24 protein-coding genes are annotated in these 23,642 nt (G+C 55.0%); 13 read left to right on the forward strand and 11 right to left on the reverse strand.

Annotated elements, in window-relative coordinates; translation table 11 throughout:
* Nucleotides 1-7: 7 nt before the first annotated feature.
* Both IEX86_RS07880 and IEX86_RS07885 read left to right on the forward strand, forming a co-directional pair.
* Nucleotides 8-1,738 (forward strand): ABC transporter ATP-binding protein, encoded by a 1,731-nt coding sequence (locus IEX86_RS07880; protein WP_188865581.1) that lies wholly within the window; start codon nt 8-10, stop codon nt 1,736-1,738.
* Nucleotides 1,739-1,805: 67 nt separating this feature from the next.
* Nucleotides 1,806-2,246 carry a S24 family peptidase gene (locus tag IEX86_RS07885; RefSeq protein WP_188865582.1) on the forward strand — a complete coding sequence of 147 codons (441 nt, stop codon included), beginning with the start codon at nt 1,806-1,808 and terminating at the stop codon, nt 2,244-2,246.
* 33 nt (nt 2,247-2,279) lie between these two features.
* On the opposite strand, the gene IEX86_RS07890 is transcribed toward IEX86_RS07885, so the two are convergent.
* Complete coding sequence (locus IEX86_RS07890; protein WP_188865583.1) at nt 2,280-3,119, reverse strand: NAD(P)-dependent oxidoreductase; 840 nt, start codon at nt 3,117-3,119, stop codon at nt 2,280-2,282.
* Entirely contained in the window at nt 3,116-3,856 is a 741-nt protein-coding gene (locus tag IEX86_RS07895; protein WP_188865584.1) for a haloacid dehalogenase type II, read from the reverse strand. The genes IEX86_RS07890 and IEX86_RS07895 overlap by 4 nt, the downstream gene beginning before the upstream one ends.
* A gap of 88 nt (nt 3,857-3,944) precedes the next feature.
* On the opposite strand from IEX86_RS07895, the gene IEX86_RS07900 reads away from it, so the two are divergent.
* Nucleotides 3,945-4,541 carry an HAD family hydrolase gene (locus IEX86_RS07900; RefSeq protein ID WP_188865585.1) on the forward strand — a complete coding sequence of 199 codons (597 nt, stop codon included), beginning with the start codon at nt 3,945-3,947 and terminating at the stop codon, nt 4,539-4,541.
* 37 nt (nt 4,542-4,578) lie between these two features.
* Here the strand turns inward: IEX86_RS07900 and ypfJ are convergent, their stop codons facing one another.
* Nucleotides 4,579-5,445, reverse strand: coding sequence for a KPN_02809 family neutral zinc metallopeptidase (gene ypfJ, locus IEX86_RS07905; protein ID WP_188865586.1), 867 nt, complete (start codon nt 5,443-5,445; stop codon nt 4,579-4,581).
* A 94-nt stretch (nt 5,446-5,539) separates the two neighbouring features.
* Nucleotides 5,540-6,415, reverse strand: coding sequence for a PhzF family phenazine biosynthesis protein (locus IEX86_RS07910; RefSeq protein ID WP_188865587.1), 876 nt, complete (start codon nt 6,413-6,415; stop codon nt 5,540-5,542).
* A gap of 135 nt (nt 6,416-6,550) precedes the next feature.
* Between IEX86_RS07910 and IEX86_RS07915 the strand changes: the two genes are divergently transcribed.
* Both IEX86_RS07915 and IEX86_RS07920 read left to right on the forward strand, forming a co-directional pair.
* Nucleotides 6,551-7,609, forward strand: a complete 1,059-nt coding sequence (locus IEX86_RS07915; protein WP_229685295.1) for an SDR family oxidoreductase — start codon at nt 6,551-6,553, stop codon at nt 7,607-7,609.
* A gap of 80 nt (nt 7,610-7,689) precedes the next feature.
* Complete coding sequence (locus tag IEX86_RS07920; protein WP_188865589.1) at nt 7,690-8,058, forward strand: hypothetical protein; 369 nt, start codon at nt 7,690-7,692, stop codon at nt 8,056-8,058.
* A 53-nt stretch (nt 8,059-8,111) separates the two neighbouring features.
* On the opposite strand, the gene pdxY is transcribed toward IEX86_RS07920, so the two are convergent.
* Nucleotides 8,112-9,008 (reverse strand): pyridoxal kinase PdxY, encoded by an 897-nt coding sequence (pdxY, locus tag IEX86_RS07925; RefSeq protein ID WP_188865590.1) that lies wholly within the window; start codon nt 9,006-9,008, stop codon nt 8,112-8,114.
* Nucleotides 9,009-9,071: 63 nt separating this feature from the next.
* Complete coding sequence (locus IEX86_RS07930) at nt 9,072-9,497, reverse strand: DUF411 domain-containing protein (protein ID WP_188865591.1); 426 nt, start codon at nt 9,495-9,497, stop codon at nt 9,072-9,074.
* A gap of 196 nt (nt 9,498-9,693) precedes the next feature.
* Here IEX86_RS07930 and IEX86_RS07935 point away from each other — a divergent pair, with 196 nt between their 5' ends.
* Nucleotides 9,694-10,131 (forward strand): DUF4345 family protein, encoded by a 438-nt coding sequence (locus IEX86_RS07935; RefSeq protein WP_188865592.1) that lies wholly within the window; start codon nt 9,694-9,696, stop codon nt 10,129-10,131.
* 3 nt (nt 10,132-10,134) lie between these two features.
* On the opposite strand, the gene IEX86_RS07940 is transcribed toward IEX86_RS07935, so the two are convergent.
* Complete coding sequence (locus tag IEX86_RS07940; RefSeq protein WP_188865593.1) at nt 10,135-11,280, reverse strand: YbfB/YjiJ family MFS transporter; 1,146 nt, start codon at nt 11,278-11,280, stop codon at nt 10,135-10,137.
* A 107-nt stretch (nt 11,281-11,387) separates the two neighbouring features.
* On the opposite strand from IEX86_RS07940, the gene ptrR reads away from it, so the two are divergent.
* The gene (gene ptrR, locus IEX86_RS07945; RefSeq protein WP_188865594.1) at nt 11,388-12,272 is read left to right on the forward strand and encodes a putrescine utilization regulator PtrR; all 885 of its coding nucleotides are present in this window, start codon (nt 11,388-11,390) and stop codon (nt 12,270-12,272) included.
* 94 nt (nt 12,273-12,366) lie between these two features.
* Entirely contained in the window at nt 12,367-13,293 is a 927-nt protein-coding gene (locus tag IEX86_RS07950; RefSeq protein ID WP_188865595.1) for a Gfo/Idh/MocA family protein, read from the forward strand.
* Nucleotides 13,294-13,331: 38 nt separating this feature from the next.
* On the opposite strand, the gene trmA is transcribed toward IEX86_RS07950, so the two are convergent.
* Nucleotides 13,332-14,420: a tRNA (uridine(54)-C5)-methyltransferase TrmA gene (trmA, locus tag IEX86_RS07955; RefSeq protein WP_188865596.1), complete on the reverse strand. Its 1,089-nt coding sequence runs from the start codon at nt 14,418-14,420 to the stop codon at nt 13,332-13,334.
* 211 nt (nt 14,421-14,631) lie between these two features.
* On the reverse strand, nt 14,632-15,927 hold the full coding sequence (locus IEX86_RS07960) for an NCS2 family permease (protein WP_188865597.1): 1,296 nt from the start codon (nt 15,925-15,927) through the stop codon (nt 14,632-14,634).
* A gap of 193 nt (nt 15,928-16,120) precedes the next feature.
* On the opposite strand from IEX86_RS07960, the gene IEX86_RS07965 reads away from it, so the two are divergent.
* The 3 genes from IEX86_RS07965 to IEX86_RS07975 are packed head-to-tail and all read left to right on the forward strand — an operon-like array spanning nt 16,121 to nt 19,915.
* Nucleotides 16,121-18,418, forward strand: coding sequence for a TonB-dependent receptor (locus tag IEX86_RS07965; protein WP_188865598.1), 2,298 nt, complete (start codon nt 16,121-16,123; stop codon nt 18,416-18,418).
* Nucleotides 18,415-19,224, forward strand: coding sequence for a tetratricopeptide repeat protein (locus IEX86_RS07970; protein ID WP_188865599.1), 810 nt, complete (start codon nt 18,415-18,417; stop codon nt 19,222-19,224). The genes IEX86_RS07965 and IEX86_RS07970 overlap by 4 nt, the downstream gene beginning before the upstream one ends.
* Before the next feature lie 10 nt (nt 19,225-19,234).
* Nucleotides 19,235-19,915, forward strand: a complete 681-nt coding sequence (locus IEX86_RS07975; RefSeq protein ID WP_188865600.1) for a Fe2+-dependent dioxygenase — start codon at nt 19,235-19,237, stop codon at nt 19,913-19,915.
* Nucleotides 19,916-19,931: 16 nt separating this feature from the next.
* On the opposite strand, the gene IEX86_RS07980 is transcribed toward IEX86_RS07975, so the two are convergent.
* The gene (locus tag IEX86_RS07980; protein ID WP_188865601.1) at nt 19,932-21,341 is read right to left on the reverse strand and encodes a DHA2 family efflux MFS transporter permease subunit; all 1,410 of its coding nucleotides are present in this window, start codon (nt 21,339-21,341) and stop codon (nt 19,932-19,934) included.
* Nucleotides 21,342-21,679: 338 nt separating this feature from the next.
* Between IEX86_RS07980 and IEX86_RS07985 the strand changes: the two genes are divergently transcribed.
* Nucleotides 21,680-21,913, forward strand: coding sequence for a hypothetical protein (locus IEX86_RS07985; RefSeq protein WP_188865602.1), 234 nt, complete (start codon nt 21,680-21,682; stop codon nt 21,911-21,913).
* A gap of 587 nt (nt 21,914-22,500) precedes the next feature.
* On the forward strand, nt 22,501-23,055 hold the full coding sequence (locus tag IEX86_RS07990) for a DJ-1 family glyoxalase III (protein WP_188865603.1): 555 nt from the start codon (nt 22,501-22,503) through the stop codon (nt 23,053-23,055).
* A gap of 37 nt (nt 23,056-23,092) precedes the next feature.
* On the opposite strand, the gene IEX86_RS07995 is transcribed toward IEX86_RS07990, so the two are convergent.
* Nucleotides 23,093-23,413, reverse strand: a complete 321-nt coding sequence (locus tag IEX86_RS07995; protein WP_188865604.1) for a DUF3509 domain-containing protein — start codon at nt 23,411-23,413, stop codon at nt 23,093-23,095.
* Between the last annotated feature and the right edge of the window lie 229 nt (nt 23,414-23,642).

Below are 23,642 nucleotides of genomic sequence, written 5' to 3' on the forward strand. Positions count from 1 at the left end.
TAATGCCATGACTGCCGAGACGTCCCGGCCTTTGCTGTCGGTTGAGCACTTATCCATCGAGTTTGGAAACAGGCGTGTAGTAAACGACCTCAGCTTTGCCCTGCATAGCGGCAAGACCCTATGCATCGCTGGGGAGTCCGGCAGCGGCAAGTCCCTGACCTCGTTAGCGATCATGGGGCTGTTACCGAAGATAGCCCGCGTACCCAGCGGGACTCTCTTGTTTGAGGGAAGAGATCTGCTTGCCCTACCGGAGCGGCAGATGCAGCAGCTGCGCGGTAAAGAAATCGGCATGATCTTCCAGGAGCCGATGACTTCGCTAAATCCCTTGATGATGGTGGGGCAGCAATTGGAAGAGACGGTTCGCCGGCACGAGCCGGTCAGCCGTAGGCAGGCGCGGCAGCGTGCAAAGGAAATGCTTGACGCGGTGCGTGTGCCGCATGTCGATAAGCGGCTTGTGCAGTATCCCCATGAGCTGTCTGGCGGTATGCGGCAGCGAGTGATGATCGCCATGGCAATGGTGTGCCGCCCTCGTGTTTTGATTGCTGACGAGCCTACTACAGCACTGGATGTCACTATTCAGGCACAGATTCTTGAGCTGATGCGTGAGTTGCAGCGTGAGTTTGATACCACCTTGTTAATGATCACCCATGACATGGGCGTCGTCGCTGAAATGGCCGATGAAGTGGTCGTCATGAATCAGGGGGTAATGGAGGAGCATGCACCGGTGCGTGATCTTTTCAACGCACCTCAGGCGGCTTATACCCAGAAATTATTGGCTGCTGTGCCGGTATTGGGAACAGCGCCCAAGCCTGAATCTCGAGCAGCGCAGCCTGTAGTTCTTGAAGTAACGGATCTTACGGTGCGTTTTCCGCTGCGGAGCGGCTGGTTCGAGGAGGCCCGAAACGTTCATGCCGTCGAGAACGTAAGTTTCAGCCTGCGCCAGGGCGAGACGTTAGGCATTGTAGGAGAAAGCGGCTGCGGAAAGTCTACGACAGGCAAGGCGCTAATGAGCATGCTGGCGTATGACGGTAGCGTGAAGCTTTTGGGGCGCGAGCTGAATGGCTTGAAGGGCGAAGCGCTCAAGCCGGTACGGCAGGATATCCAGATGATCTTCCAGGACCCTTATGCCTCGCTCAATCCACGCAAGACTATTCTGGATCTGGTAGGCGAACCGCTTTTGATACACGGCCAGACGGATTTTTCACAACGCAAAGCGCGTGTAGCCCAGCTATTGGAGCAGGTCGGTTTACCGGGCGAGGCCATGGAGCGCTATCCGCATATGTTCTCTGGCGGGCAGCGACAGCGTATTTGTATTGCTCGTGCGCTGGCACTTAATCCCAAGGTCATTATTGCGGACGAATCCGTGTCGGCGCTTGATGTATCCGTACAGGCACAGGTACTTGATCTGCTGGAGCGGTTACAGGAAGAGTACCAGCTGAGCTATGTCTTTATCTCTCATGACATGGCTGTGGTTGAGCGTATCTGTCATCGCGTAGCGGTGATGTTTTGTGGCCAGATCGTAGAGATTGGACAGCGTGATCAGGTATTGGGAAATCCGCAGCATCCTTACACACGCCGGCTACTTTCGGCAGTGCCTATGCCCGATGTCGATCACCGAAGGGATTTCAAAGCCCTGCTCAAGGAAATTGAAACGCCTGATCCGATCAAACCACGCGGATATGAGGCTTCAGTGCAAAATTATCGGGCAGTAGACCTTGATCATCTGGTAGCTGTTTAAGTCTTTGATTGACCTGGGGTCATGGCTCTGGTATCTGTACGCATATACAGCTATTTGAGCGTCAGGTATGTCGATCACCGTACTAGGGCGAAGCGAACGGCTTCGTCATTTGCTGCCCGAAGCAGACTCGCTGCGGATCAGCGGTTTCCAGTCTGCCGCGGGTGAGTGGGAAGAAAACGCTATCTCGCTGGACCGGCTGGTGGGGTTAGGCGAATCACCGATCTGGGTTGTCATGGTCGATGATGAAAGTTTGTTGGAATTCGGAATTTATCCGGGAGACCGGCTGATTATCGATCGGGCAGCGGAATGCAGGCCGGGGCATCTGGTCATTATGGATGTAAATGGTCAATACGAGGTTCGCCGTCTCACGCACGATAATCAGGGCGGCCGCCTCCTATTAGGTGGACATCGCCAGGCACGCCCGATCAGCTACGGTCGGGACGAGCCGCTGGATGTTTGCGGAGTGGTGACGTTTGTTCTTAGCTACGTGGCGCAACCGGCTATGTAATCGGTTCCCAAACGGCTGTCGGTAGTAATGGCGCTAACGCGCCAGCCACTTTTCCAGTTCTGCTACATCATTTCCGGCACCGGCCGCCCGGTTTTCGGACAGGCGCCAGTACAGCTGAGCCATGGCAAGGTAAATCGCCTCGCTGGGGCGATCCTTCTGGGCAAAGGCTGCGATTTCCTCCATTTCTGCTACCCAGCGATAGGCTTTCGGGTACATGTCGGGCAGTTTTTCGTTGGCCCATTCATACAGCATCGGCTGGCTGCACTTGAGCTCATCCCGAAGGGCCTGCCCGGAGCCGCTGCGCTCGGCAGCTTGGATCATGGCAGCAAGAAGACCCGTAAGCCCTTTAGTGATGCCTGCGTAGCTCATCTTGAGCCCTGAGGCGGCGCCAATGGGCGCTTCCAATACCTTTACCGGAAGGCCGTAATCGTTAAGCTGAGCAAAGCGCGACGCATGTTCGCCTGAGGCATAAAAGGAGGGACAGGTTCGCTCAGGAGAGGGGGGCGTGCCAAAAATAGCCGCATCGACGAAGGCGCATCCTGCATCGGTAATCGTTTGGCCAACCTGCTCAACGGTGGCGGGAGCAATGGCATTACAGTCTACATAAACTGTTTTCTGGGTACGGCCCAATATGGGAGCCAATTCTTGCGCCAGCAGTAACGCTTCGGAGGGCGGTACAATGGAGAGCAGGATATCCGCTTCGCCCAATTGCTCCTGCTCGATTTCACGCAGCCCCGCAGCTGCGGCGCGCTCTCGGGTAGCAACGCTGCGGCCTGCCAATGTAGTGCAGACATCCAGGCCGTGGTCGCGTAAATAGCGGCCTACAGCAGCACCCATGGAGCCTGGGGCGATCAAGGCAACGGTCAGCGTCATGGTTCATCCTCGTCAGTTGTTATTGGTTTCATTCCTAGCTGATCGGCCAAATCCTGCAAGTCGCTGGCAACCAGGTCCCACTCGCCCAACGGGTGTTCAACCGGACCGTTGATCCCCTTTTCAAGGGGGCGTTGGATAAAGGCAGTACGCAAGCCCAGTTCGCTAGCTGCCTGCAAGTCGTTGTTGTGGGCAGCGCACAGCATGACGCGTTCGGGCTCTACGCCTAATAAGGTGCAGGCGCCAAGGTAACATTCGGCATCAGGCTTGTAGTGGTTGAACAGATCGGCACCGAATACCATGTCCCAAGGCAAGCCACCGTGGCGGGCCATATTGACCAGCATGGCGACATTGCCATTGGACAAGGCGCTTATGCTGTAGCCCTGTTTGAGTCGAGTAAGGCCGGGAACAGCGTCTGGCCAGGGGTCGAGGCGGTGCCAGAGTCGATGAATCCAGTCCACTTCAGCCTTGGTCAATCCGACCAGACCATGTTTGGGCAGCAGCTCTTCAAGCGTCACGCGATGCAAATCGTCGAGAGGCATCCAGGGGAGGGTACGTTCGCGAACCTGCTCCATCAATGGGCCATAGGCTTCGCCTCGCCAGGCATCGACAAGAGCAGGCCAGTTAGCCTTGAGGCCATTTTTCTCGCCGAAGGATTCAAGTGAGGCGATCAAGCTGCCCCGCCAATCCACTACGGTGCCAAACACATCGAATAAAAGTGCGTGTACTGTCGTCTTCATTGCGAACTCATCGCCTGCGTAAGAAGTACCTATTGTCTTGACGGAGGGATATGCGGCGCAGTTCCCTAATCTTTAGCCTAGGAGCACCATGAACCTCTGCGATTACACCCATTGGGTATTTGATATGGACGGCACATTGACCGTTGCCGTGCATGACTTTGCAAAAATCCGACGTGTCCTGGAGATACCACCCGAGGCAGACATTCTTCACCACTTGGCTTCTCTGCCAGAGGCAGAGAGCAGGGCTAAGCACGCCTGGTTGCTTGAGCATGAGCGCGAATTGGCTGTAGGGTCCAGGTCTGCCCCTGGGGCGGTCGAGCTGGTCAGGGCTTTATGCGAGCGCGGTTGCCGCATCGGCATCCTGACACGTAATGCTCAAGCGCTGGCTTACATAACGCTGGAAGCCATTGGCCTTGCAGAGTGTTTCGATCGGGCAGAAGTGCTTGGACGGGACGAGGCACCCCCAAAGCCGCATCCGGGCGGGTTACGTCACTTCATCGAACGTTGGCAGGTAAAGCCAAGTGATGTTGTGATGGTGGGCGATCATAGAATCGATCTTGAATGTGGCCGTGCGGCAGGCACGCGTACCGTACTGGTAAACGCGCCGGAGAACATCTGGCCAGATCTGGCAGATGATCATGCGGTGGATTGTTTTGCTCTGGCGCAGCGCATTGCTCTGGCGTGAGTGAGTGGGGTACCGAGTGGGTACCCCACTGTTCGCGTTATAGACGAGACGCCGTAAATGTATCGCAGCGCTCGACGGCGCCGTTATCAAACCCGGTCCTGAACCAGCGGGCCCGTTGTTCGGAGGTGCCGTGGGTAAAAGAGTCTGGAACGGCACGTCCCTGGGCCTGCTCTTGCAGGCGGTCATCGCCGATGGCGTGAGCGGCATTAATGGCTTCTTCAAGGTCGCCGGGCTCCAGCCAATGAAGGCGTTTCTGGGCATGGTTCGCCCAGACGCCGGCATAGCAGTCTGCCTGTAATTCCAGGCGAACAGATAAGCCCTGCGCGCCCTGAGCAGGCATGCCGCGTCGCTCGGCAGCCTGCATCTTTTCGGTGGTGCCGACCAGATCCTGCACGTGGTGGCCGACTTCATGGGCAATTACATAGGCACGGGCAAAATCACCTGCCGCCGAGAAGCGGCGCTCCATCTCATCGAAGAAGGAGAGGTCCAGATAAACCTGTTGATCGGCTGGGCAGTAGAATGGCCCGGTTGCCGCGCTGGCGGAGCCACAAGCCGATTGCACGTGGCCATTGAAGAGGACCAGTTTGGGCTGTTGGTAGTGCTGTCCATGCGCTGCAAAGATCTCACCCCAGGTATCCTCGGTATCACCCAGGATGGCGCGAACAAAATCTACCTGTCTGGAGTTTGTATCCGGCGCCTGAGTTTGCTGAGCTACCTGCGCACCGCCGCCTGAGCCTGTCACCATACCCAATACCTGCAGCGGGTCCTGGCCTGTCACCAGGCTGAATACTACGACCAACAGAACCCCGCCAATCCCCAAGCCACCGCCGATTTGCAGCCCGCGGCCACCGCCCCCGGTGGCCTGCTCAACGTTATCGCTACGTCGCCCTTTACCCCAATCCATCTCATCGCCTCGCTTGATCGATTTGTGGGTGAGACCACGGGCATTTGGCAGAGTGCGACAATATATTACGAAGCGCAGTTACCTGAGGTATGAGTCACGTAGACGTCCGCAGCTCGACCACGCATTCGGCGCGAGACAGCAAATGGACGTGCCCACCCACCCGCACCGCGCCTTGTTCTTCTACGCAAACATCGATTCTGCTGGGGCGTCCGGTAAAGCCTCCCTGGTGAATGACGAAAGGCTGCCCAACGCTCTGGCACCCGTGGCGGATCAGGTAGGCTGCGGCTGCACCGGCGGCACTACCCGTAGCGATATCCTCCACCAAGCCGGCATTATCCCAACTGCGGCCTTCGCCACGTTCGACGTCCAGTACGTATACGAACGCTGCGCCAATGGCATGCAGGCGCGCCTCCAGGTCATCCACGGTGATCCGGGCATGAGCCAACTGACTGCCTTTGACAGGCAGGATCAGATAGGGGAGCCCTGTGCTGACAACCGTGGCTGGATAATCAGCATTCAAATCCCTCAGCCTTAACGAAAAGGCCTGGGCAAACCATTGGCTTTGCTGCTGATCGAGTTGTTGCCCCCAGTGGGCAGGGCCTTGGTTCATCTCGGCGTAATAGCTTGTAGCGGTGCGATGAGTGACCAGCGTAACGGTCTTTTCTGCCAGCTCGATCTGCCAGGTTTCCTGCTCTGCCTGTCCTTGCTGGTGATGAAGCAGGGCAGCAGCGCCAAACAGTGGGTGTCCGGCAAAGGGCAGCTCTTCTTCCATTGTAAAAATGCGCGCGCCAAACGTGTTTGGCTGCGCCTGTGGCTCAAGAAAGATAGATTCGTACTGACGCAGTTCCTGAGTCAGTTTCTGCTGCGTACTGACAGGCAGCCCGGTAGCGTCCGGAAAGATAGCGACACCGTTACCTGCAAGCGGACGATTCGCAAAAACATCGGCATGCCAGTAAACCAATGGTGGCATAGGAGGCTCCTAACAAGGGTCGGTGAGTCCAGGTAAGGCTACGTGTGCACGAGGCCCAATGCCAAGCTGGTAATCGGCACGGCTCATCTTTGTCTCATGTGGATGCCTGGCATCCCATTGTGGAGAATAATCATGTTGAAAGGCACAGCACTTATTGTCGGCGTGACGGGCATTTCTGGCTACAACCTGGCCAATGTGCTGATATCCAGTGGCTGGACGGTATATGGGCTAGCCCGCAAGCCCTCCAGCCAAGAGGGAGTGATTCCTGTAACCGGTGACCTGCTTGACGAGCAGTCCCTGACCGAAGCCTTAAAAGACCTTCCCATTACCCACGCCTTCTTTTGTACCTGGACCCGCCGTAATACCGAAAAGGAAAATGTCGAGGCCAATGGCGCCATGATGCGTAACCTCTGCAAAGCGCTAGAGCATGCGCCACTTCAGCACCTAGCATTGGTAACAGGGACCAAACATTATCTGGGTCCCTTTGAAAGTTACGGCCAGACGGCCGCCGAGACGCCCTTTCGAGAAGATAATCCTCGTCTGCCTGGCGAGAATTTTTACTACACCCTGGAAGATATCCTCTTTGAACACGCCGAGCGCCGTGGCTTTAGCTGGAGTGTGCATCGCTCCCACAGCATGATCGGCATGGCGCGTGGCAGTAACGCCATGAACATGGGCGTGACCCTGGCTATCTATGCCAGTATCTGCAAGGAAACCGGTCGCCCCTTCGTATTTCCAGGTTCAAAGGTGCAGTGGAATGGCCTGACGGATATTACGGATGCTGGTCTGCTGGCGCGGCAGATGGAGTGGGCAGCACTCTCGCCGAGCGGGCAGAACCAAGCGCTCAATACCGTCAATGGTGATGTGTTCCGCTGGCGCTGGATGTGGGCTCAGATTGCGGAGTTCTTTGGTTTGGACGCTGCGTCCTGTCCTGATGAGCGTCAACCGCTGGAGGAACAGATGAAGGACATCGGGCCAGTATGGGAGGAGATAGCGCGCCGCCACGAACTGGTCGAATCCGATGTAAGCAAGCTAGCGTCCTGGTGGCACAGTGACGCAGACTTGGGTCGCGAAATTGAATGCCTGAACGACATGACCAAGAGCCGCGACTTGGGCTTTCTGGGTTACCACGATAGTCGGGCATCGTTCATCGATCTGTTCACCCGTTTAAGAGCGGAGCGGATTATTCCCTGACCACTGGTCACCGCATTTGCACCTCCTGTGTGTCTAGGTGCCCAACCATAAGCACACATACAAGAGCCAGGAGGTGCCCAATGAAAAAGACATTCGCCATAGTGACTTTGGCAGGCCTGCTTTCTACGTCTGCCTTTGCTCAAACCGGCCCAGCCGATCCTACATCCCCAACAGAACCCGTAACACCAGGGCCTAGCGTAAACAGTAATGATGTGACCCCTGGAGCCGATTCAGGCAGCTCGCCTAACAATGGCAAGGGAGTCAGTACAGCGCCTGGTGGCATGAGTGACAGCACACGGCCTGAGACGATGGATCACGGTACCCATCGTGAACAAGGCAACCATACCGGCACAGGCGCTGGCATGGGAATGGACAGTAATACCAATGGTACCGGTGCCGGCTCAACGCCAGGCATGGGGCCAGCAGCCAATACAGGCAAGAATCCCTGATCGCAATAGCGCACTAATAAAGCCCGCACCAAGCGGGCTTTATTTTAGGGCAGTCATGTTGTCAGGCGTATCGCTTCAAAGTGTTCGCTTGGCGTCATGATTTGCTCGCGTGCGGCTATCAATGGCAGGTCACGGCTACCCGGGACAGTCCGCGCTACCAGGGCATAAAGTGTGCTGACGGCATTGGCAACAGCATCGGGTGTGCTTAGGCCGCTCAATAGATGCCCCAGTAATACAGACGAGAACACATCACCCATACCGTTGGGCAATGGCTGCAATTCGATATAGGGTGTCTGTACGATCCAGGCGCTGCGAGCAGTTACTGCTAACGTACTCAGTTTGTCGAGCGGTAGATCTGGTGTTCGCAGGCTGGTGATAACAATGGTCTCCGGGCCTGGACATTCACGTGTGCTCAGCAGTCCACGGGCAGCCTGTATCGCCTCTTCGGTAGACGCCAGCGATGATCCATACAGTAGCTCGAATTCATAATGGTTCGGCGTAATCAGACTGGCCTGCTCGATGGCCCGTCGGCGCAGGAACTCAGGAATCCCCGGGCGTACGAAAACACCTCGGCCTACATCGCCCATCACGGGATCGCAAAGATAATGCACGCCCGGCTTGTTTTTGCGAAGTTCCTGAACCACGGACAGGATCACTTCACCAATGGCTGCATCACCCAGATAGCCCGAGAGCACGGCATCGCAACGCGCCAGGATGCCACGTGCTCTTAATCCATCAAGCACATCGTAAATGTGCTCAGGTGGAAAGACCTGTCCTTTGAACTCGCCGTATCCCGTATGGTTTGAAAACTGCACGGTATTAACGACTACAGGCTGTATGCCCAGCAATTGCAGTGGCAGGGTCGCCGCCGCGTTGCCAACATGGCCATAGGCAACGTGGGATTGGATGGAGAGTACCAGAGGAGGGTGGCCGAGCGTCTCGGAAGCCATAGGGTTACAGATCCTTATCCAATAAAGGAGGCGTTGTAGTGATTATGAAAGGGACATGAGCCGTTAGTGCCGTGCTACCACATCTTCCCCACCATCTCTCTTGAGACCCAGTACCTCATAAGTATCCTTTCGGTCACCCATCTCCATACCGGGGGAGCCCATGGGCATACCAGGTACAGCTACGCCGAGCAGGTCAGGGCGCTGGCGAAGGGTCAGAATATCGCGGGCAGGTACATGTCCTTCAACGAACTTTCCGTCGATCACGCCAGTATGGCAGGATGAAAATCGCGGCGGTACGCCCAACCTGGCCTTAAGTTCGCTCATGTTGGGTTCTGTGTGATCATGAACAGTAAAGCCATTTTGTTCCAGATGCTTGATCCATTGGCTACAGCAGCCACAGTTGGGATCGCGATATACATCAATCGTCAAGGGCTCGGCTGCGTGAACTGTGCTGCCGAGCAAAGCGGCGAGTAGAACTAGGCGGCGCATGCAAAGGTCTCTTTCGGGTTGGTATGCAGGCAGCATAAACTCATGGTCGCTCAAAGAGCAGGAGGCATTGAGTCTTTCGCTGTGCAAAATGCTTCCGTTTGTTTAGGACTGTTCGAAAAGGGGCGACGCTTGTTGCCTTTTCGGATGGATCTGTCTGGCTTCGCCCATGCGGCTACACCCCAAGGGAGAACAGGGGATGTTTTACACGCGTTTTGCTCGTGCGGTTCTGGTCGTTCAGACTCTGGTCTGGGCGGGTTTAGCGCTGGCCTATTGGTTCAGGCCCTATGAAATGACTAATGCCAGTGGGGTTCTGCTCATGGACTCCGCCTCGGTCACTGAAATCCAAGTCTTCTATGGCGGCTTGCAGTTCGGGCTGGCTTTATTTACTGGCTTTGCTGTATTTCGCCCGCACTTGGTACGGGCTGCCTTACTGCTGATCGTCTTCTTGCAATTGTCGACTGCCAGTGTTCGCCTCATTGGTGCCTTGCTGGCAGATGCAGGTGAGGCCAACTTTGACTGGTACAGCCAGCTGTACAAGATTGTCATTGCTATCCTGGCCATTGTAGCGCTGCGCCTCCTGGACCGCTGGAATCGTATGCTGGACGAGCGCTATGGAGATTACGAGGACGACTAACGCTTAGCTGGCCGAAGCCTGCGCTGTAGCATGAGGGGCTGGTTGAAACATCAGCCCTCCGGCCAGAATCAGTCCAGCACTAGCCAGCCATAGTGCCGGACCAAGCCCACCACTGATGTGACTGCTGACAGCCGCCAGCAAAGGGCCCAGCAGTTGGCCGCCGGCGAACGCCGCTGTCAGTAGCCCGGCATTGCGGTGAGGAGTTTCCGGGGCTAACTCACGGCTATGCTGCATAACCAGTTGCATGAACGCCAGGAACGGCCCTCCACACAGCAGTACGCCAAGAAACAGTGCGCTCATGCCAGGTAGCAGGCAGAGCAATACGCCTGCGGCTTGGAGCCATAAGGTAGCAATGAGCCAGCGACGCGTAGAGCCGGGACGCTGACGACGAAAGCTGGCCAGTACCACGCCAAGTGCAGCAGCTAAACCAAATGCAGGCCAGAACAGATCCGCTACCCACTCGCCATGGAAGCGCGCCGTAGCCATTTGGGAAAGAAACGTAGCCGGAACGATATAACCCATGCCTACCAGGGCATAGGCGGCTGTCAGGCGAATCATGCGTGGCGAGATCGGCTTGTTCGAGGTGGCCACATGACCAACAGTTGCTTGCGGTAGTGCGGGTAAGACAGCCAGCGTCATGACCAGAGCGACTACTCCATAGATTAGCCACAGTGTGGCCGAATTCTGGCCGTTCAAATTGGCAACCAAGGCCAGCAGGCCGCTAAGTACGATCCCTACGCCCGGACCTGCGAATACCAATGCGCCCAGTCTTGGCTTGTTTGCCTGGGCGGCTACGCCCTGGCTGAGCCCTGTGACCATTACCAATACCCAGGCACTGGCCAGGCCCGCACCAAAGCGAAGCAGGGCATGCGGCCAGAACCCTTCAGCCCAAACGGAGAGGAGCGTTAGGCTTACACATAACCAAAGACCGGTAATGAGCCGAAAGCGAGTTCGGCGAGCGAAAAAGGCATCCAGGGCACCTACCAGATAACCCAGGTAATTAGCCGCGGCGAGCAGCCCTGCAGCCGTAAGGTCGACCTGTCCTTCTGCGATCAGGTGGGGGAGTTGTGGTGTCAGTGCGAAGCGGCCGATGCCCATAGCAACCGACAGGGCCACGAGGCAGGCAAGTAGACGATGCAGGGCAGTCATGAGAAATCCCTATGCAGATTCTTAAATAATGCATAGAGGGTAAGGCTTGTTAGGATTCTCCAAAACTGAATAAATAAGAACAGGTTATTCACTAAAAGAGAACAGTTATGGAATTGGCTGAACTGCGTATCTTTCAGGCGGTCGCCGAGACAGGATCCATTGCACGTGCAGCAGCGTTGCTGAACAGGGTTCCCTCAAACCTTTCGACGCGCTTGCGTCAACTGGAAGACAAGCTGGGCGTGGATTTGTTTGAGCGCGAACGCCAGCGGCTGCACTTATCTCCAGCCGGGGCCGTGCTTTTGGGATACACCCAGCGGCTGTTTGCGCTGGCAGATGAAGCCCGAGCGGCTGTGCAGGAAGGTGCCCCCGCAGGTGCCTTTATATTAGGATCAATGTACAGCACGGCCGCCATTCACCTCCCAGCCATGATTGCTGCCTACCATCGGCGCTATCCCAGCGTAGAACTGCAATTACAGACAGGCCCCAGCGGCGAATTGATCGATGGATTGTTACAGGGACGATTGGATGCGGCTCTGGTCGACGGACCTGCCCGCCATGAAGGCCTGGAGGGCATGCCGCTCTTTGAGGAGCCTATGGTGCTCGTAACAGGCGCTGATCATCCTTTAGTCACTTCAGCAGCCGATGTAGCAGGACGCCCTGTCTTTACATTCCGAACCGGCTGCTCCTATCGGCTGCGGCTGGAGGCTTGGTTCGCGGCCACCGGCGGTGCGATGGGGCCTATTATGGAGATCGAGTCCTATCACAGCATGCTGGCCTGCGTGATTGCCGGCGGTGTCGCCATGATGCCCAAGGCCATGCTGGATAGCTTGCCAGGGCGTGAAAGCGTAGCGTGTCACCCGCTCGAGGCGCGTTTCGCTACCGCCACCACGTGGCTCATGTGGCGTAAAGGACGACAGGGTGCCAACCTCAAAGCGTGGATTACCTTGCAGAGTGAGGTGCCCAGTGCACCTGTCGAGCCTCTTGGTATTTGAAATTAGTATGATGAATGCGAAACTGCACAGGCCGTTGAACAAGAATAAAGGCGCGCTTTCTCATGCGCTTTGAGAAAAGGATTGAGAAAATCATATGATCAAAATCGCCATCGTCGGATTCGGCAAGATCGCTCAGGACCAACACCTGCCTGCCTTGCAAAAGAATTCGGACTATCAGCTCGTTGCTGTCGCCAGCCGTAATACCTCTCTTGATGGCGTAGCCCATTACAAGACACTTGAAGCGTTGCTCGACGCTATGCCAGAGCTGGATGCCGTTTCTCTGTGCGCGCCACCCGCGGTCCGCTATGCACAGGCTCAGCTGGCCCTTGCTCGTGGCAAACATGTGTTTCTGGAAAAGCCACCAGGTGCGACTTTAAGTGAAGTGGAAGCATTATCCGAACAGGCTAAAGCGGCAGGTAAGACCCTGTTCGCCAGTTGGCACTCCCGCTATGCCCAAGGTGTTGCGCCGGCCAAGGCGTGGCTTGCCGACAAGACCATCAAGTCTGTGCAAGTAAACTGGAAGGAAGACGTGCGTGTCTGGCATCCTGGGCAGGCCTGGATTTGGGAGCCGGGTGGCATGGGTATCTTCGATCCAGCCATTAATGCCTTGTCCATCGTGACCGAAATTCTGCCCAAGCCGTTCTTCCTGAAACAGGCGGCCCTGCAAGTTCCGGAAAATTGCCAGACGCCGATCCGCGCACAATTGGAGTTCAGCTACGAGGCTGGTGCTGCTATCCAGGCTGACCTCGATTTCCTGCAGACAGGGCCGCAGACATGGGACATTCATGTCGAGACCGATAAAGGCACGCTGAAATTATCCAAGGGTGGCAGCCAGCTTTACATCGATGGCCAGCTCGAAAAAGAGGGGCCGGACGAGGAGTATTCTGGTCTTTATGCACGCTTTGCCGAGCTGGTAAAAAGCGGCCAATCCGATGTGGACGTTGCACCGTTACGGCATGTGGCGGATGCGTTCATGTATGGTCGCCGTGAGACCGTCGAACCGTTCCACGAAGACACGTAAGTGTAGGAAGCCGGGCAGGATAACTGCCCGGCTTCCTTTTAGCGGCGCTCCAGCAGAACGCCGCTTTCCATGTGATGCGTCCAGGGAAACTGATCAAACAAGGCGCAACGCACGATACGGTGAGTGTCATGCAGCTGTACGATATTCGCGGCCAGCGTTTCCGGGTTGCAGGAGATATAAAGAATACGGTCGAAGCGGCGTGTCAACTCGCAGGTATCGGGATCCATGCCTGCACGAGGCGGATCGACAAAGACGCTTCCAAAGGCATAACTCTTTAGATCGATACCCGCCAGGCGGCGAAACGGGCGCACCTCATTGAGGGCCTGGGTGAGTTCCTCTGCAGACAGGCGTACTAACGTTACGTTATCGATTTCATTATCTGCCAGGTTTGCCAGTGCAGCATTGACAGACGATTTGCTGATCTCGGTAGCCAGTACCTTGCGGACCCGGGTAGACAGCGGCAGCGTGAAATTGCCGTTGCCACAATACAGTTCAAGCAAGTCATCGTCCCGCTCGCCCAGCGCATCATAGGCCCAGCTCAGCATCTTCTGATTGACCGTTCCATTAGGCTGAGTAAATGCACCTTCCGGCTGGCGATAACGGTACTCACGGTTGGCGATGGTCAGCTTTTCATTGACGTAATCCTGACCCACTACAATTCGTTTGCCACGCGAGCGCCCGATAATATTCACGCCCAGTTCGGCGGCCAGGCATTCTGCGGCAGTTTCCCAGGCATCGTCCAACGGACGATGGTAGGCAAGAGTAATAAGTGCATCTCCTGACAAGGTCGTCAGGAACTCTACCTGAAACAGTTTAAATGAGAGCGTCTCGCTAGCCTGCCAGGCTGCCTTGAGGCGAGGCATCAGCTCATTGATAAGCGGACTCGCAATCGGGAAGCTTTCGATCAGGATGGGCGTGTACTTGTCGCCTTGTTCGAACATGGCGTAATGCCGTTCGCCTTCTTCACGCCATAGACGAAACTCGGCGCGCAGTCGGAAATTCGCGAGGGGCGAGTCGAATACTTCAGGTTCGGGTGCATCGAATGGAGCCAGCAGCTCGATAAGACGAGTCTTTTTCGCCATTAGCTGCGTTGCATAATCTGCAGGCTCGAAGGAGGGAACATTCATGGTCAGCTCAGTGAACGTAGTGGGCTTTTCAGCTAGGGTGGAGGCAAGGCTGTACTTAGCCAATGCCATTAGTCTGAGAGTTTTCTCGGGCCGAGGCCTCAGGTAAAACCCTAAGGCAACGGCTTGTCGCTACGCATCGTCAAGACTGATCAGGCAGTACCACTGCCTTACAGCTAAAAAGGGTGAGCCAGGCTCACCCCGGTGTTCAATATCAGGCGTTGAACCAGCCTAATTTGATGACGAAGAGAATGGATAGGATGATCAAGGCGATGTTCAGGTCACGCGTACGGCCTGACAATAGTTTGATAACCGTCCAGGAGATGAAACCAAACGCGATGCCGTTGGCGATAGAGTAAGTCAGTGGCATGGCCAGTGCAGTGATTAGAACCGGTGCGGCGGTGGTCAAATCATCCCACTCAATCTCCGCCAGACCTGAAGCCATCAGTACTGCGATGAAGAACAGGGCCGGCGCCGTGGCAAAGGCAGGAACGCTGCCAGCCAGTGGCGCAAAGAACAGAGCCAGCAGGAATAGCACTGCTACAGTAACAGCGGTCAGACCTGTACGACCACCAGCACTGACGCCCGCAGCAGATTCGATATAGCTGGTCGTGGTGGACGTGCCTAGGAGGGAGCCAAACATGGCGGCGCTGCTATCAGCAATCAGCGCCCGGCCCATCTTGGGCAGATGGCCATCCGGGCCCATGAGACCGGCACGCTTGGCTACGCCAATCAGCGTACCGGAGTTATCGAACAGGTCTACAAACAGAAAGGCAAAGATCACACTGACCAGGCCGATGTCCAGCGCACCCTTTATATCCAGTTGCAGAAAGGTGGGGGCCAGAGAGGGTGGCATGGACAGCACGCCACCAAAGGGCGTGACACCAATAGCAATAGCTGCCACGGTGACCGCTAGAATACCGATCAGTACAGCGCCGGTTACGCGACGTGCTTCCAGTGCAACAATCAGGAAGAAACCCAGAACTGCCAGGATCGGGCCGGGTTTGGTCAGATCACCCAGGCCTACCAGCGTAGCGGGGTTGTCTACCACGATACCCGCGCCCTGAAGGGCAATCAGTGCCAGAAACAGGCCAATACCTGCTGCAATGCCCGAACGCAATTCCAGTGGAATACTGTTGATGATCCATTCGCGGATGCGAAAGATCGACAGGATGAAGAACATCAATGCTGACAGGAATACTGCACCCAGAGCCGCCTGCCAGGTGTGCCCCATATGTAGCACGACGGTATAGGTAAAAAAGGCATTGAGGCCCATTCCCGGTGCCAAGGCGATAGGGTAGTTGGCAATCATGCCCATGATGGCAGAGCCAATGGCAGCCGCCAGACAGGTAGCAACGAATACCGCGCCTTTATCCATGCCTGTCTCACCGAGGATGCTCGGGTTGACGAATAAGATGTAGGCCATGGCCAGAAAGGTCGTCACACCTGCCAGCAGCTCCGTACGCACATTCGTGCCATGGGCCTTGAGTTGGAAGAGTTTTTCCAGCATGGAAAAGGCTCCGAATAAGTTGAGGTCAGCGAAGGGCGCGCATCATAGCAGGTCCCTCGGCTGATGTTCCTGTCTGTGTTCCTTCCCGAATATTTAAGCGACCAAACATGGACTGGAAGAATTACGTGATAATCATTATCATCTTTCACGAAATTTTGACATTTGTGAAAATAACGTGAAATAAGGGCTAGTCATGCGAGAGAAAGATACTTCGGTCAGCAGTCTTCCTTACAAGACATCAATAGGCTTGGCACTGGCTTCGTTATCGGGACTGACTCATGGACAAGCTGCAGAGCAGGCGCCGCAGGAGCTGGATAGTCTGACCGTAACGGCTGATGCAGAAGGGGAATACCAGACGCAGAAGCTTTCCTCGGACAAGTACACACAGCCCCTACGTGACGTGCCACAAAGCATCACGGTAGTCCCGCAGGCAGTAATCGAGCAGCAGAACGCACAGACGCTTGAGCAGGTACTGTCCAATGTACCGGGAATTACGTTCAGCTCGGGTGAGGGCGCGGGTGGTGTTGGGGATAGCATCAATATCCGTGGCTTTAACAGCGGCAATTATGGCGGCTCGAACGTTTATCTGGATGGTGTACGTGACTCTGCTTTTTATACCCGCTCCGAGATGTTCAATACCGAGCAGGTTGAAGTCGTAAAGGGCTCCAGCTCAGCAGCCTGGGGCGCAGGTGTTATTGGTGGCGCTATAAATATGGTGACCAAAACGCCTAGTCTTCATGAGTTCAATCGTGTCACTGCCGGGGTGGGAACGGCAGAGTACAAACGCCTCACACTGGATACTAACCATGTGCTCGACGAAGACAGCGGTACCGCGTTTCGGTTGAACCTGGTTGGACACGAGTCGGGCGTCAACGGACGTGACTGGATCGAACGGGATCGTTGGGGTATTGCGCCCTCGCTTGCCTTTGGACTCAATACCGATACGCGCAATATCCTTACCTATGAGCACCTGGAAGACACCGGTAACTACGATTACGGCATTCCGACCCTGCATGATGGGAAGAATCCTCGGCAAAGTGGTGGTCATCCAGGCCGAGTACCTGGGGTCAAGTGGGACGGATACTTTGGCTACCGTAACCTGGACAAGGAAGACAATCGTATCGACCGCGCAACCTGGCGGTTTGAGCATGACTTCAATAGCAGCGTCTCGTTCAGCAACCAGCTTTCATTCAATCAGCTTCAGCGCAGCTATGTTGTGACGACACCAGGTGGTGACTTCTCGCTGCAAGCGGGCGGGAACGGCTCGCTACGTCGTTTGCGCGGTTCGGCGCGTCATACCGATAACCAGACCGTAAGTGATCAGGCTAACGTTACATGGCGCTTCGATACTGCAGGTGTTGAGCATACGCTCGTAACAGGGCTGGAATATACGCGTGAAGACCTCCAGTACAAGACTGGCAGTCTGCGTTATGGTGCTCAGAACAATATCTTCGCCGTTAATCCGGGCAGTCCTCCCTCCAAGTTTGTCGGTTCCCGTGAGATCGCTTATACCGGCGAGATCAACGCTGAGTCGGAAACCAAGGCCTATTACCTGATCGACACCCTGAAGTTTTCCCCTCAGTGGCAATTGGATGTGTCGGCTCGACAGGATCATTGGAAGGCGCGCACTACGCGTGATCGCTCCCGGACCTTGGGCGCGGCAACCGGTACGCTAAGCGACTGGACAGATGCAGCAAACGTCAGTCAGAAGGAAAAGCTCTTCAGCTATCGTGGCGCCCTTAGCTATAAGCCTGTCGATAACGGCACATTCTACGTCAGCTACGGCAACGCCAAGCAGCCTGGATCCATTCAGATTGCAACAACAGGAAGCCTGGGTGAGAACGGACTTTCCCCCACTAAAGGCAAGACCTATGAAGTGGGCACCAAATGGGACCTGATGCACGAGCGGTTATCACTCACGGCTGCGCTGTTCCGTACCGACCTCGAAAGTACGCAATACGACGGTGATGATGAATTGGGTAACGCCTTTAACTCAAAATACCGTGTTGATGGTTTTGAGCTGGGTGCTTCCGGCAACATCACGGACAAGTGGTCAGTATTCGGCGGATATGCGTACATGAAGAGCAAAATCCGCAGTTACAGCTCCGTGAACAGCAGTGCCGACTTTGCTAACCCCAACGCCAGTGAAGAAGGAATTTCGCTACCCAATACGCCGCGTCATTCGGCCAGCCTCTGGACCAGCTACGCCTTGCCGCATCAGGTCACGGTCAGCTATGGCGTCAACTATGTGGGTGAGCGCTATATCGCCTTGGGGCGTGCTCAGGCCATTACGAGTGAGCAGCGTGTGAAAGTGCCTGATTACGTGGTGCACAATGCCGCGGTGGACTGGCAGGCAACGTCTGATCTGTCTCTGCGCCTCAATATCGTCAATCTGTTCGACAGGCATTACTGGCGTCAGTACAACGGCCGTGGCTTTGGTGTTCCCGGCGAAGGGCGCGGTGCTCAGCTGACAGCCGAGTACAGCTTTTGAGGAAGCGGCATGCGCGGGTAAACGCTGACACCCTGTTGCGTTTTGGACTGGAGGATCCGCGGCGGCTCGCCCGGCTCCTCCTGCAGGGTGCTGGGCGTGGTGTGCCCGAGGCGCAGGCGCGCCTCGGGCAAATCCTGCTCGATGGTAATGGTATTCAACGTGACCAACGGCTGGCACTGCATTGGTTTCGTATTGCTGCCCGTAATGGTCATGTAGAGGCCATGAACATGGTGGGGCGCTGTCTGGAGAATGGTTGGGGCTGCAAGGTTGACCTTCCTGCTGCAGCACAGGCTTATGCGCAGGCGGCCCGGCAAGGGCTCGACTGGGGGATGTACAACTATGCCAACCTGCTGACGCAGGGGCGTGGTGTACCCAGGAACCGCACCGCCGCGCTATCGCTTTATCGTCAGGCGGCCAGGCAAGGCCATGCCAAATCAATGAATCTGGTAGGGCGCTTTTACGAGGAAGGGTGGGAAGTGCCGGTGGATATGGAAGAGGCTGCACGCTGGTACTTGTCTTCCGCTCAGGCAGGCGATTTTCGAGGACAATGCAGTCATGCTGCCTTGCTGGCCCGGCAGGGTCGGGTGGATGAGGCCGTGTTATGGCTACGTCAGGCCATGCGCACCGCAACGCCAGGCTTTTTGCAAAAGATCGCCGAAGCACTCGCAGTTTCCGATATAACGCCCTTGCGTGCCCTGGCCGCAGAAATTCATAACCACTGCGTGCGGATGATGAGCGCTCAGTCATCAGCCTCCAGGGGTGTGGCTGACCCCTCATTACCGCCTGCCTTGCGTTCTGACTCTTGAGGAGTTGTTTATGCTGGTGCATATACCCGGCGTGTTTTCACCTGACGAAGCCCGTGAAATCCAACATGTCTTACAGCGTGCCAAATGGGGCGATGGCAAGGTAACAGCAGGCCATCAGTCAGCTAGAGCCAAGCACAACATTCAACTACCCGAAGATGATCCGGTCGCGATCGAGCTGGGAAACCAGATCGTTCAGCGCTTGAGCCATCACCCTACCTTTGTTTCGGCAGTGTTGCCGCGAAAGGTTTTTCCGCCTCTGTTCAATTGCTATAAGGAAGGTGGGTCTTTCGGGTTTCATATCGATAATGCCATCCGAGCGCTGAAAGGACATCCAGAGCGAGTCCGTACGGATGTTTCAGCAACGCTTTTCTTTTCTTCACCTGAGACGTACGACGGCGGCGAACTGGTTATCCAGGACACCTATGGTGAGCAGCAGGTAAAGCTTCCTGCAGGTGATATGGTCATCTACCCCTCGACCAGCCTGCACCGGGTTGCGCCGGTGACGCGTGGTGCACGTATCGCCAGTTTTTTCTGGACCCAGAGTCTGGTGCGTGACGATGGTCACCGCCGTCTCCTGTATGACATGGATCAGGCCATCCAGCGCCTTACCCGCGATGTACCCGATCATGAGGCTCTAATTGCATTGACCGGGACCTATCATAATCTGCTCCGGCAGTGGGCTGACGTTTAACCGTTGAGGCGTTTCCTCAGCGGTTGCGGTGCGGCTGATACCCTGTGACGTCATCCCCTGCATTGCGTGCCAATCCAAAGCTGTCTATTACACTCAGCAAGCCTATCAAGCCGATAACGATAAACGCTGTGTGGAAATCCGTAAGCTGCGCAGTGGTGTGATTATTCCAGTCCATCGATGCCCTGAGAGCCAGTGCGCCAATAGCTACACCAATACCAGTTGATAACTGAAATACCGTACTAAACAGTGTAGAGGCGTCGCTCATATTGGGTTTGGGAACATCGGCAAAGGCAAGCGTGTTGTTGGCTGTGAATTGCAGCGAGCGTGCCATACCGCTTACAAATAGCAAGACCAAAATGGCGGGTAGGGGCCAGCGCTCGGATAGCAGGGCACAAAGTAAGAGTGTCGCGGCGCAGAACAGGCCGTTGACGATTAATGTTCGTCGTAGACCAAACAGCCGCATGACTGGTGTAGTAAATATCTTCATGAACAGATTCCCGGCAAACAACGCCAAGAGAATCAGGCCGGCATGAAAGGCATTGAAGCCAAAGCATAGTTGGAACATCAGCGGTAGCAGAAAGGGAACTGTGTTGATGCTGATACGAAACAGGGTGCCGCCATACAAGGACACTCTGTAGGTTTGAATGCGCAGGTTGGAGAGATCAATCAGCGGGTGCTCTTGTTGGCGCATATGCCAGACAGCCAGTCCACCCAATATAAGGCCAGTCAGTATCCATACCAGGTTGCTACCCAACGTATCGTGTCCTTGGCCAATCTGCTCCATGCCGAACATAAGTGTAAGGCAGGCGCCGCCCACCAAGAAAAAGCCAAACCAGTCTAATGGTGCACGGCGTGTTTCAGTACCCGTCGGAATCATGCGCAGGGTCAGAACCAGGGCAATCATCCCAAGAGGCAGGTTAAGGTAGAAAATCCAGCGCCAGGAGGCATAGGTAGTAATCAGCCCGCCTAAGGGTGGCCCCAGAACAGGTGCAATCAGACCGGGCCACGTAATAAAGGCAATGGCTTTGACCAGATCCTTTTTTTCTGTAATACGCAGTACTACCAAACGTCCCACAGGCACCATCATTGCGCCGCCAATACCTTGCAGCACCCTGGCACCAATAAATTGCTCAAGTGTCTGGGCAATGCCGCATAACAGCGAGGCCAGTGTGAAAACACCAATAGCACTCGCAAAAACGCGGCGAGCGCCAAAGCGATCAGCAATCCAACCGCTTATTGGAATGAACACGGCCAACGCCAGAATGTAGGCACTAATGCCAACGTTGAGATCGACTGCCGAGCGTTGGAACGACTCGCCCATCTGTGGAAGCGCCGTTGCAATGACCGTGGCGTCCAGGTTTTCCATAAAAAAAGTAGCAGCTACCAGTAAGGCTACGAAAGTCGACTGGCGTTTGGAGTAAGGCATGAGCAAGACATCGGAAAATAGACCAACAGCATCCTACAGGCATCGCTAAGGGTCGGTACAGGCAGATATTGATCGAAGAGGCGCAAAGGGTCTAATTTCAGCGAAGCGGCTGATAAAAGCTCGTTAATTTCTGAGAAATCATATCTATCTGTATGATTTTTAATAGATTGCTAACGGTTAACTTCAGAGTGTTGACGGATAACAGTGCTGAACAGGCTGGAGGCCGCGTCGTTGCTGGATTTTGGCTTCTAAAAAAGACGTGCATTTTGTCGGATTTCGATTTGTCAAGGCAGGATTTCTTGATACTGTATGCGTGTACAGTATCAAGGGTATTCGTAATGCAGAATGATCTGTTCCACTCTGATGAAATCCTGCTTGAACTGAACCTGCGCCAGGAAAATGAACTGCTGCGTAAAGAGCTTGAGCAGCAGAAGCACACTATCGAAGGATTGAACGAGTCATACGCCGAGGCGTTGGGACGTATCGAGCAACTTCAAGCGCGTCTGGGGCTTTGGTCGCCCAGCCTGCGTGGCCGCAAGACCTCTAGAACGCTGCATCAAGCAGGCGTCTGAGCAGTGTCAGGCACACCTGAACGCTACTCATAATAAGTATCCATTTACCTGCTGAACTAAAGGCGTTACGGCATAGCTGATGACGCCTTTTCTCTTATCCAGATCCTATGTAATACCAGCCTTATTATAGGCTTTGCCTGTCTTTCCTTTCTCGATAAATAATCAGGAGATAGCTGAGTGTAGGTTTTTGGAAAGTATAGGCAGCATGCGGGTGGGCAAAGCTGTTTAAAGAGCACGACATTGCAGATAGTTATCAAGCTGTTGTGAGGTGCCGTTACTGAACGGCAAGGGGCTGTAATGGCTATAGCGCTGACGCCATTAAGTGTACTGTCTCTTTCTAATGGGGCATAACGTGAAAAACAAGCGCGACTCTGGTTAGGAGCGCTTGGCTAGTTCCTGTCGACAATTCAAAGAAAAGCATTCAGCCAATTCAACCCTTTAAAGGGCCTTGTTCAGCCTCAATTCAAACGTTTTTTAGGGCTCAGTTTTTACCAATCTCCTTAATGGAGGTAACAAACTGATACGCTTGCTGTTTTTCGAACCTATGCTTTGCACTAAGGTATGCATGTCTGACAGCAGGAGGTTCCATGATTCGCGCTTTGCTCGCCGTTGCGGATGGTAATGAAGATATCGAAACCGTAACACTGATCGATGTACTGCGTCGTGCTGGCATTGAGGTGCTGGTAACCAGTATCGAGGCGCGTCGCCAGATTACGCTGGCCAGAGGTACTCGCTTGATGAGCGATGTAACCTTGCTGGAAGTGCAGGCCATGAGTTTCGACTTGATCGTCTTGCCTGGAGGCATGCCGGGCGCTCAACGGTTGGCTGAGTCCACAGCGCTGCGCCACTTCATGCGTCGACATGTAGAGCAGAACAGGCTTTACGGGGCGATTTGTGCTGCACCTGCTGTCATTCTTGAGCCTTGGGGGCTGGCCGATGGGAAACGTATAACCTGCTATCCCAGTTTTATTGAGCAAATAAAGCACGGGCAATATGTCAACGAGCCCGTTGTTGTTGATGGTCTGTGTGTTACCAGTCAGGGTCCTGCTACGGCCCAGGCATTTGCCTTGGAACTGGTCAATCAGCTGTTAGGCAAAGAGCAGCGCGACACAATTGCAGAAGCGCTGTTGACACCATTTTGACAGTGCTTTTGTGCGCTGTCATGGATCAACGGTGCACCTAGGCAGTGCCGTCAGAGGCTTCGTCGTGCCGGCCAAGTAATGGCGCAACGACTTGGTCATTAGCCGGCTCTGAAAGTGCTTTCATTACGGAAATGCCCTGGCCGGCATCAATGGCCAATCCAAATCGTATGGTGTCTATCACGCGCTGGACTTTTGCCGGATCTGCCAGTTGTTCTGCAGTAATGATACGGCGGATTTTCGAGCCGTTCTTGTCTGTAAGAATCAGCGTGACGCTACCTTCCAGATTTTCGATCAGAAAATTGATGCTGAAATCCGCTTCGAACGCGTGTGCAATGGATTGCAAAGGACTCACTGCCATGATGTTTTTTCCTCGCTGCCTTAATGCACAGCTCAAACATAATGAGGTCTTTGCAAGAACTGAGCCTTCAGGCAAAGCCATGTGTATCCAGTACGAATAGTTGTTCTCTAGTGAAGCGGTGCACTGAGTCTTCCATCACATCTTGCTAGGGATTTACGATGAACCCTTGGCTGAAGCTTCCAGTCGTATTCCTGAAATAGACATCCAATCGATGCCTTTCATAAAAAAA

It is taken from the genome of Pseudomonas asuensis (assembly GCF_014646755.1).
Classification (GTDB): domain Bacteria; phylum Pseudomonadota; class Gammaproteobacteria; order Pseudomonadales; family Pseudomonadaceae; genus Chryseomonas; species Chryseomonas asuensis.

Bases quoted from the DNA above. Each gene is read 5' to 3' on its own strand.
- IEX86_RS07880 (WP_188865581.1), top strand. From the start codon at position 8: ATGACTGCCGAGACGTCCCGGCCTTTGCTGTCGGTTGAGCACTTATCC.
- IEX86_RS07885 (WP_188865582.1), top strand. From the start codon at position 1,806: ATGTCGATCACCGTACTAGGGCGAAGCGAACGGCTTCGTCATTTGCTG.
- IEX86_RS07890 (WP_188865583.1), bottom strand. From the start codon at position 3,119: ATGACGCTGACCGTTGCCTTGATCGCCCCAGGCTCCATGGGTGCTGCT.
- IEX86_RS07895 (WP_188865584.1), bottom strand. From the start codon at position 3,856: ATGAAGACGACAGTACACGCACTTTTATTCGATGTGTTTGGCACCGTA.
- IEX86_RS07900 (WP_188865585.1), top strand. From the start codon at position 3,945: ATGAACCTCTGCGATTACACCCATTGGGTATTTGATATGGACGGCACA.
- ypfJ (WP_188865586.1), bottom strand. From the start codon at position 5,445: ATGGATTGGGGTAAAGGGCGACGTAGCGATAACGTTGAGCAGGCCACC.
- IEX86_RS07910 (WP_188865587.1), bottom strand. From the start codon at position 6,415: ATGCCACCATTGGTTTACTGGCATGCCGATGTTTTTGCGAATCGTCCG.
- IEX86_RS07920 (WP_188865589.1), top strand. From the start codon at position 7,690: ATGAAAAAGACATTCGCCATAGTGACTTTGGCAGGCCTGCTTTCTACG.
- pdxY (WP_188865590.1), bottom strand. From the start codon at position 9,008: ATGGCTTCCGAGACGCTCGGCCACCCTCCTCTGGTACTCTCCATCCAA.
- IEX86_RS07930 (WP_188865591.1), bottom strand. From the start codon at position 9,497: ATGCGCCGCCTAGTTCTACTCGCCGCTTTGCTCGGCAGCACAGTTCAC.
- IEX86_RS07935 (WP_188865592.1), top strand. From the start codon at position 9,694: ATGTTTTACACGCGTTTTGCTCGTGCGGTTCTGGTCGTTCAGACTCTG.
- IEX86_RS07940 (WP_188865593.1), bottom strand. From the start codon at position 11,280: ATGACTGCCCTGCATCGTCTACTTGCCTGCCTCGTGGCCCTGTCGGTT.
- ptrR (WP_188865594.1), top strand. From the start codon at position 11,388: ATGGAATTGGCTGAACTGCGTATCTTTCAGGCGGTCGCCGAGACAGGA.
- IEX86_RS07950 (WP_188865595.1), top strand. From the start codon at position 12,367: ATGATCAAAATCGCCATCGTCGGATTCGGCAAGATCGCTCAGGACCAA.
- trmA (WP_188865596.1), bottom strand. From the start codon at position 14,420: ATGAATGTTCCCTCCTTCGAGCCTGCAGATTATGCAACGCAGCTAATG.
- IEX86_RS07960 (WP_188865597.1), bottom strand. From the start codon at position 15,927: ATGCTGGAAAAACTCTTCCAACTCAAGGCCCATGGCACGAATGTGCGT.
- IEX86_RS07965 (WP_188865598.1), top strand. From the start codon at position 16,121: ATGCGAGAGAAAGATACTTCGGTCAGCAGTCTTCCTTACAAGACATCA.
- IEX86_RS07975 (WP_188865600.1), top strand. From the start codon at position 19,235: ATGCTGGTGCATATACCCGGCGTGTTTTCACCTGACGAAGCCCGTGAA.
- IEX86_RS07980 (WP_188865601.1), bottom strand. From the start codon at position 21,341: ATGCCTTACTCCAAACGCCAGTCGACTTTCGTAGCCTTACTGGTAGCT.
- IEX86_RS07985 (WP_188865602.1), top strand. From the start codon at position 21,680: ATGCAGAATGATCTGTTCCACTCTGATGAAATCCTGCTTGAACTGAAC.
- IEX86_RS07990 (WP_188865603.1), top strand. From the start codon at position 22,501: ATGATTCGCGCTTTGCTCGCCGTTGCGGATGGTAATGAAGATATCGAA.
- IEX86_RS07995 (WP_188865604.1), bottom strand. From the start codon at position 23,413: ATGGCAGTGAGTCCTTTGCAATCCATTGCACACGCGTTCGAAGCGGAT.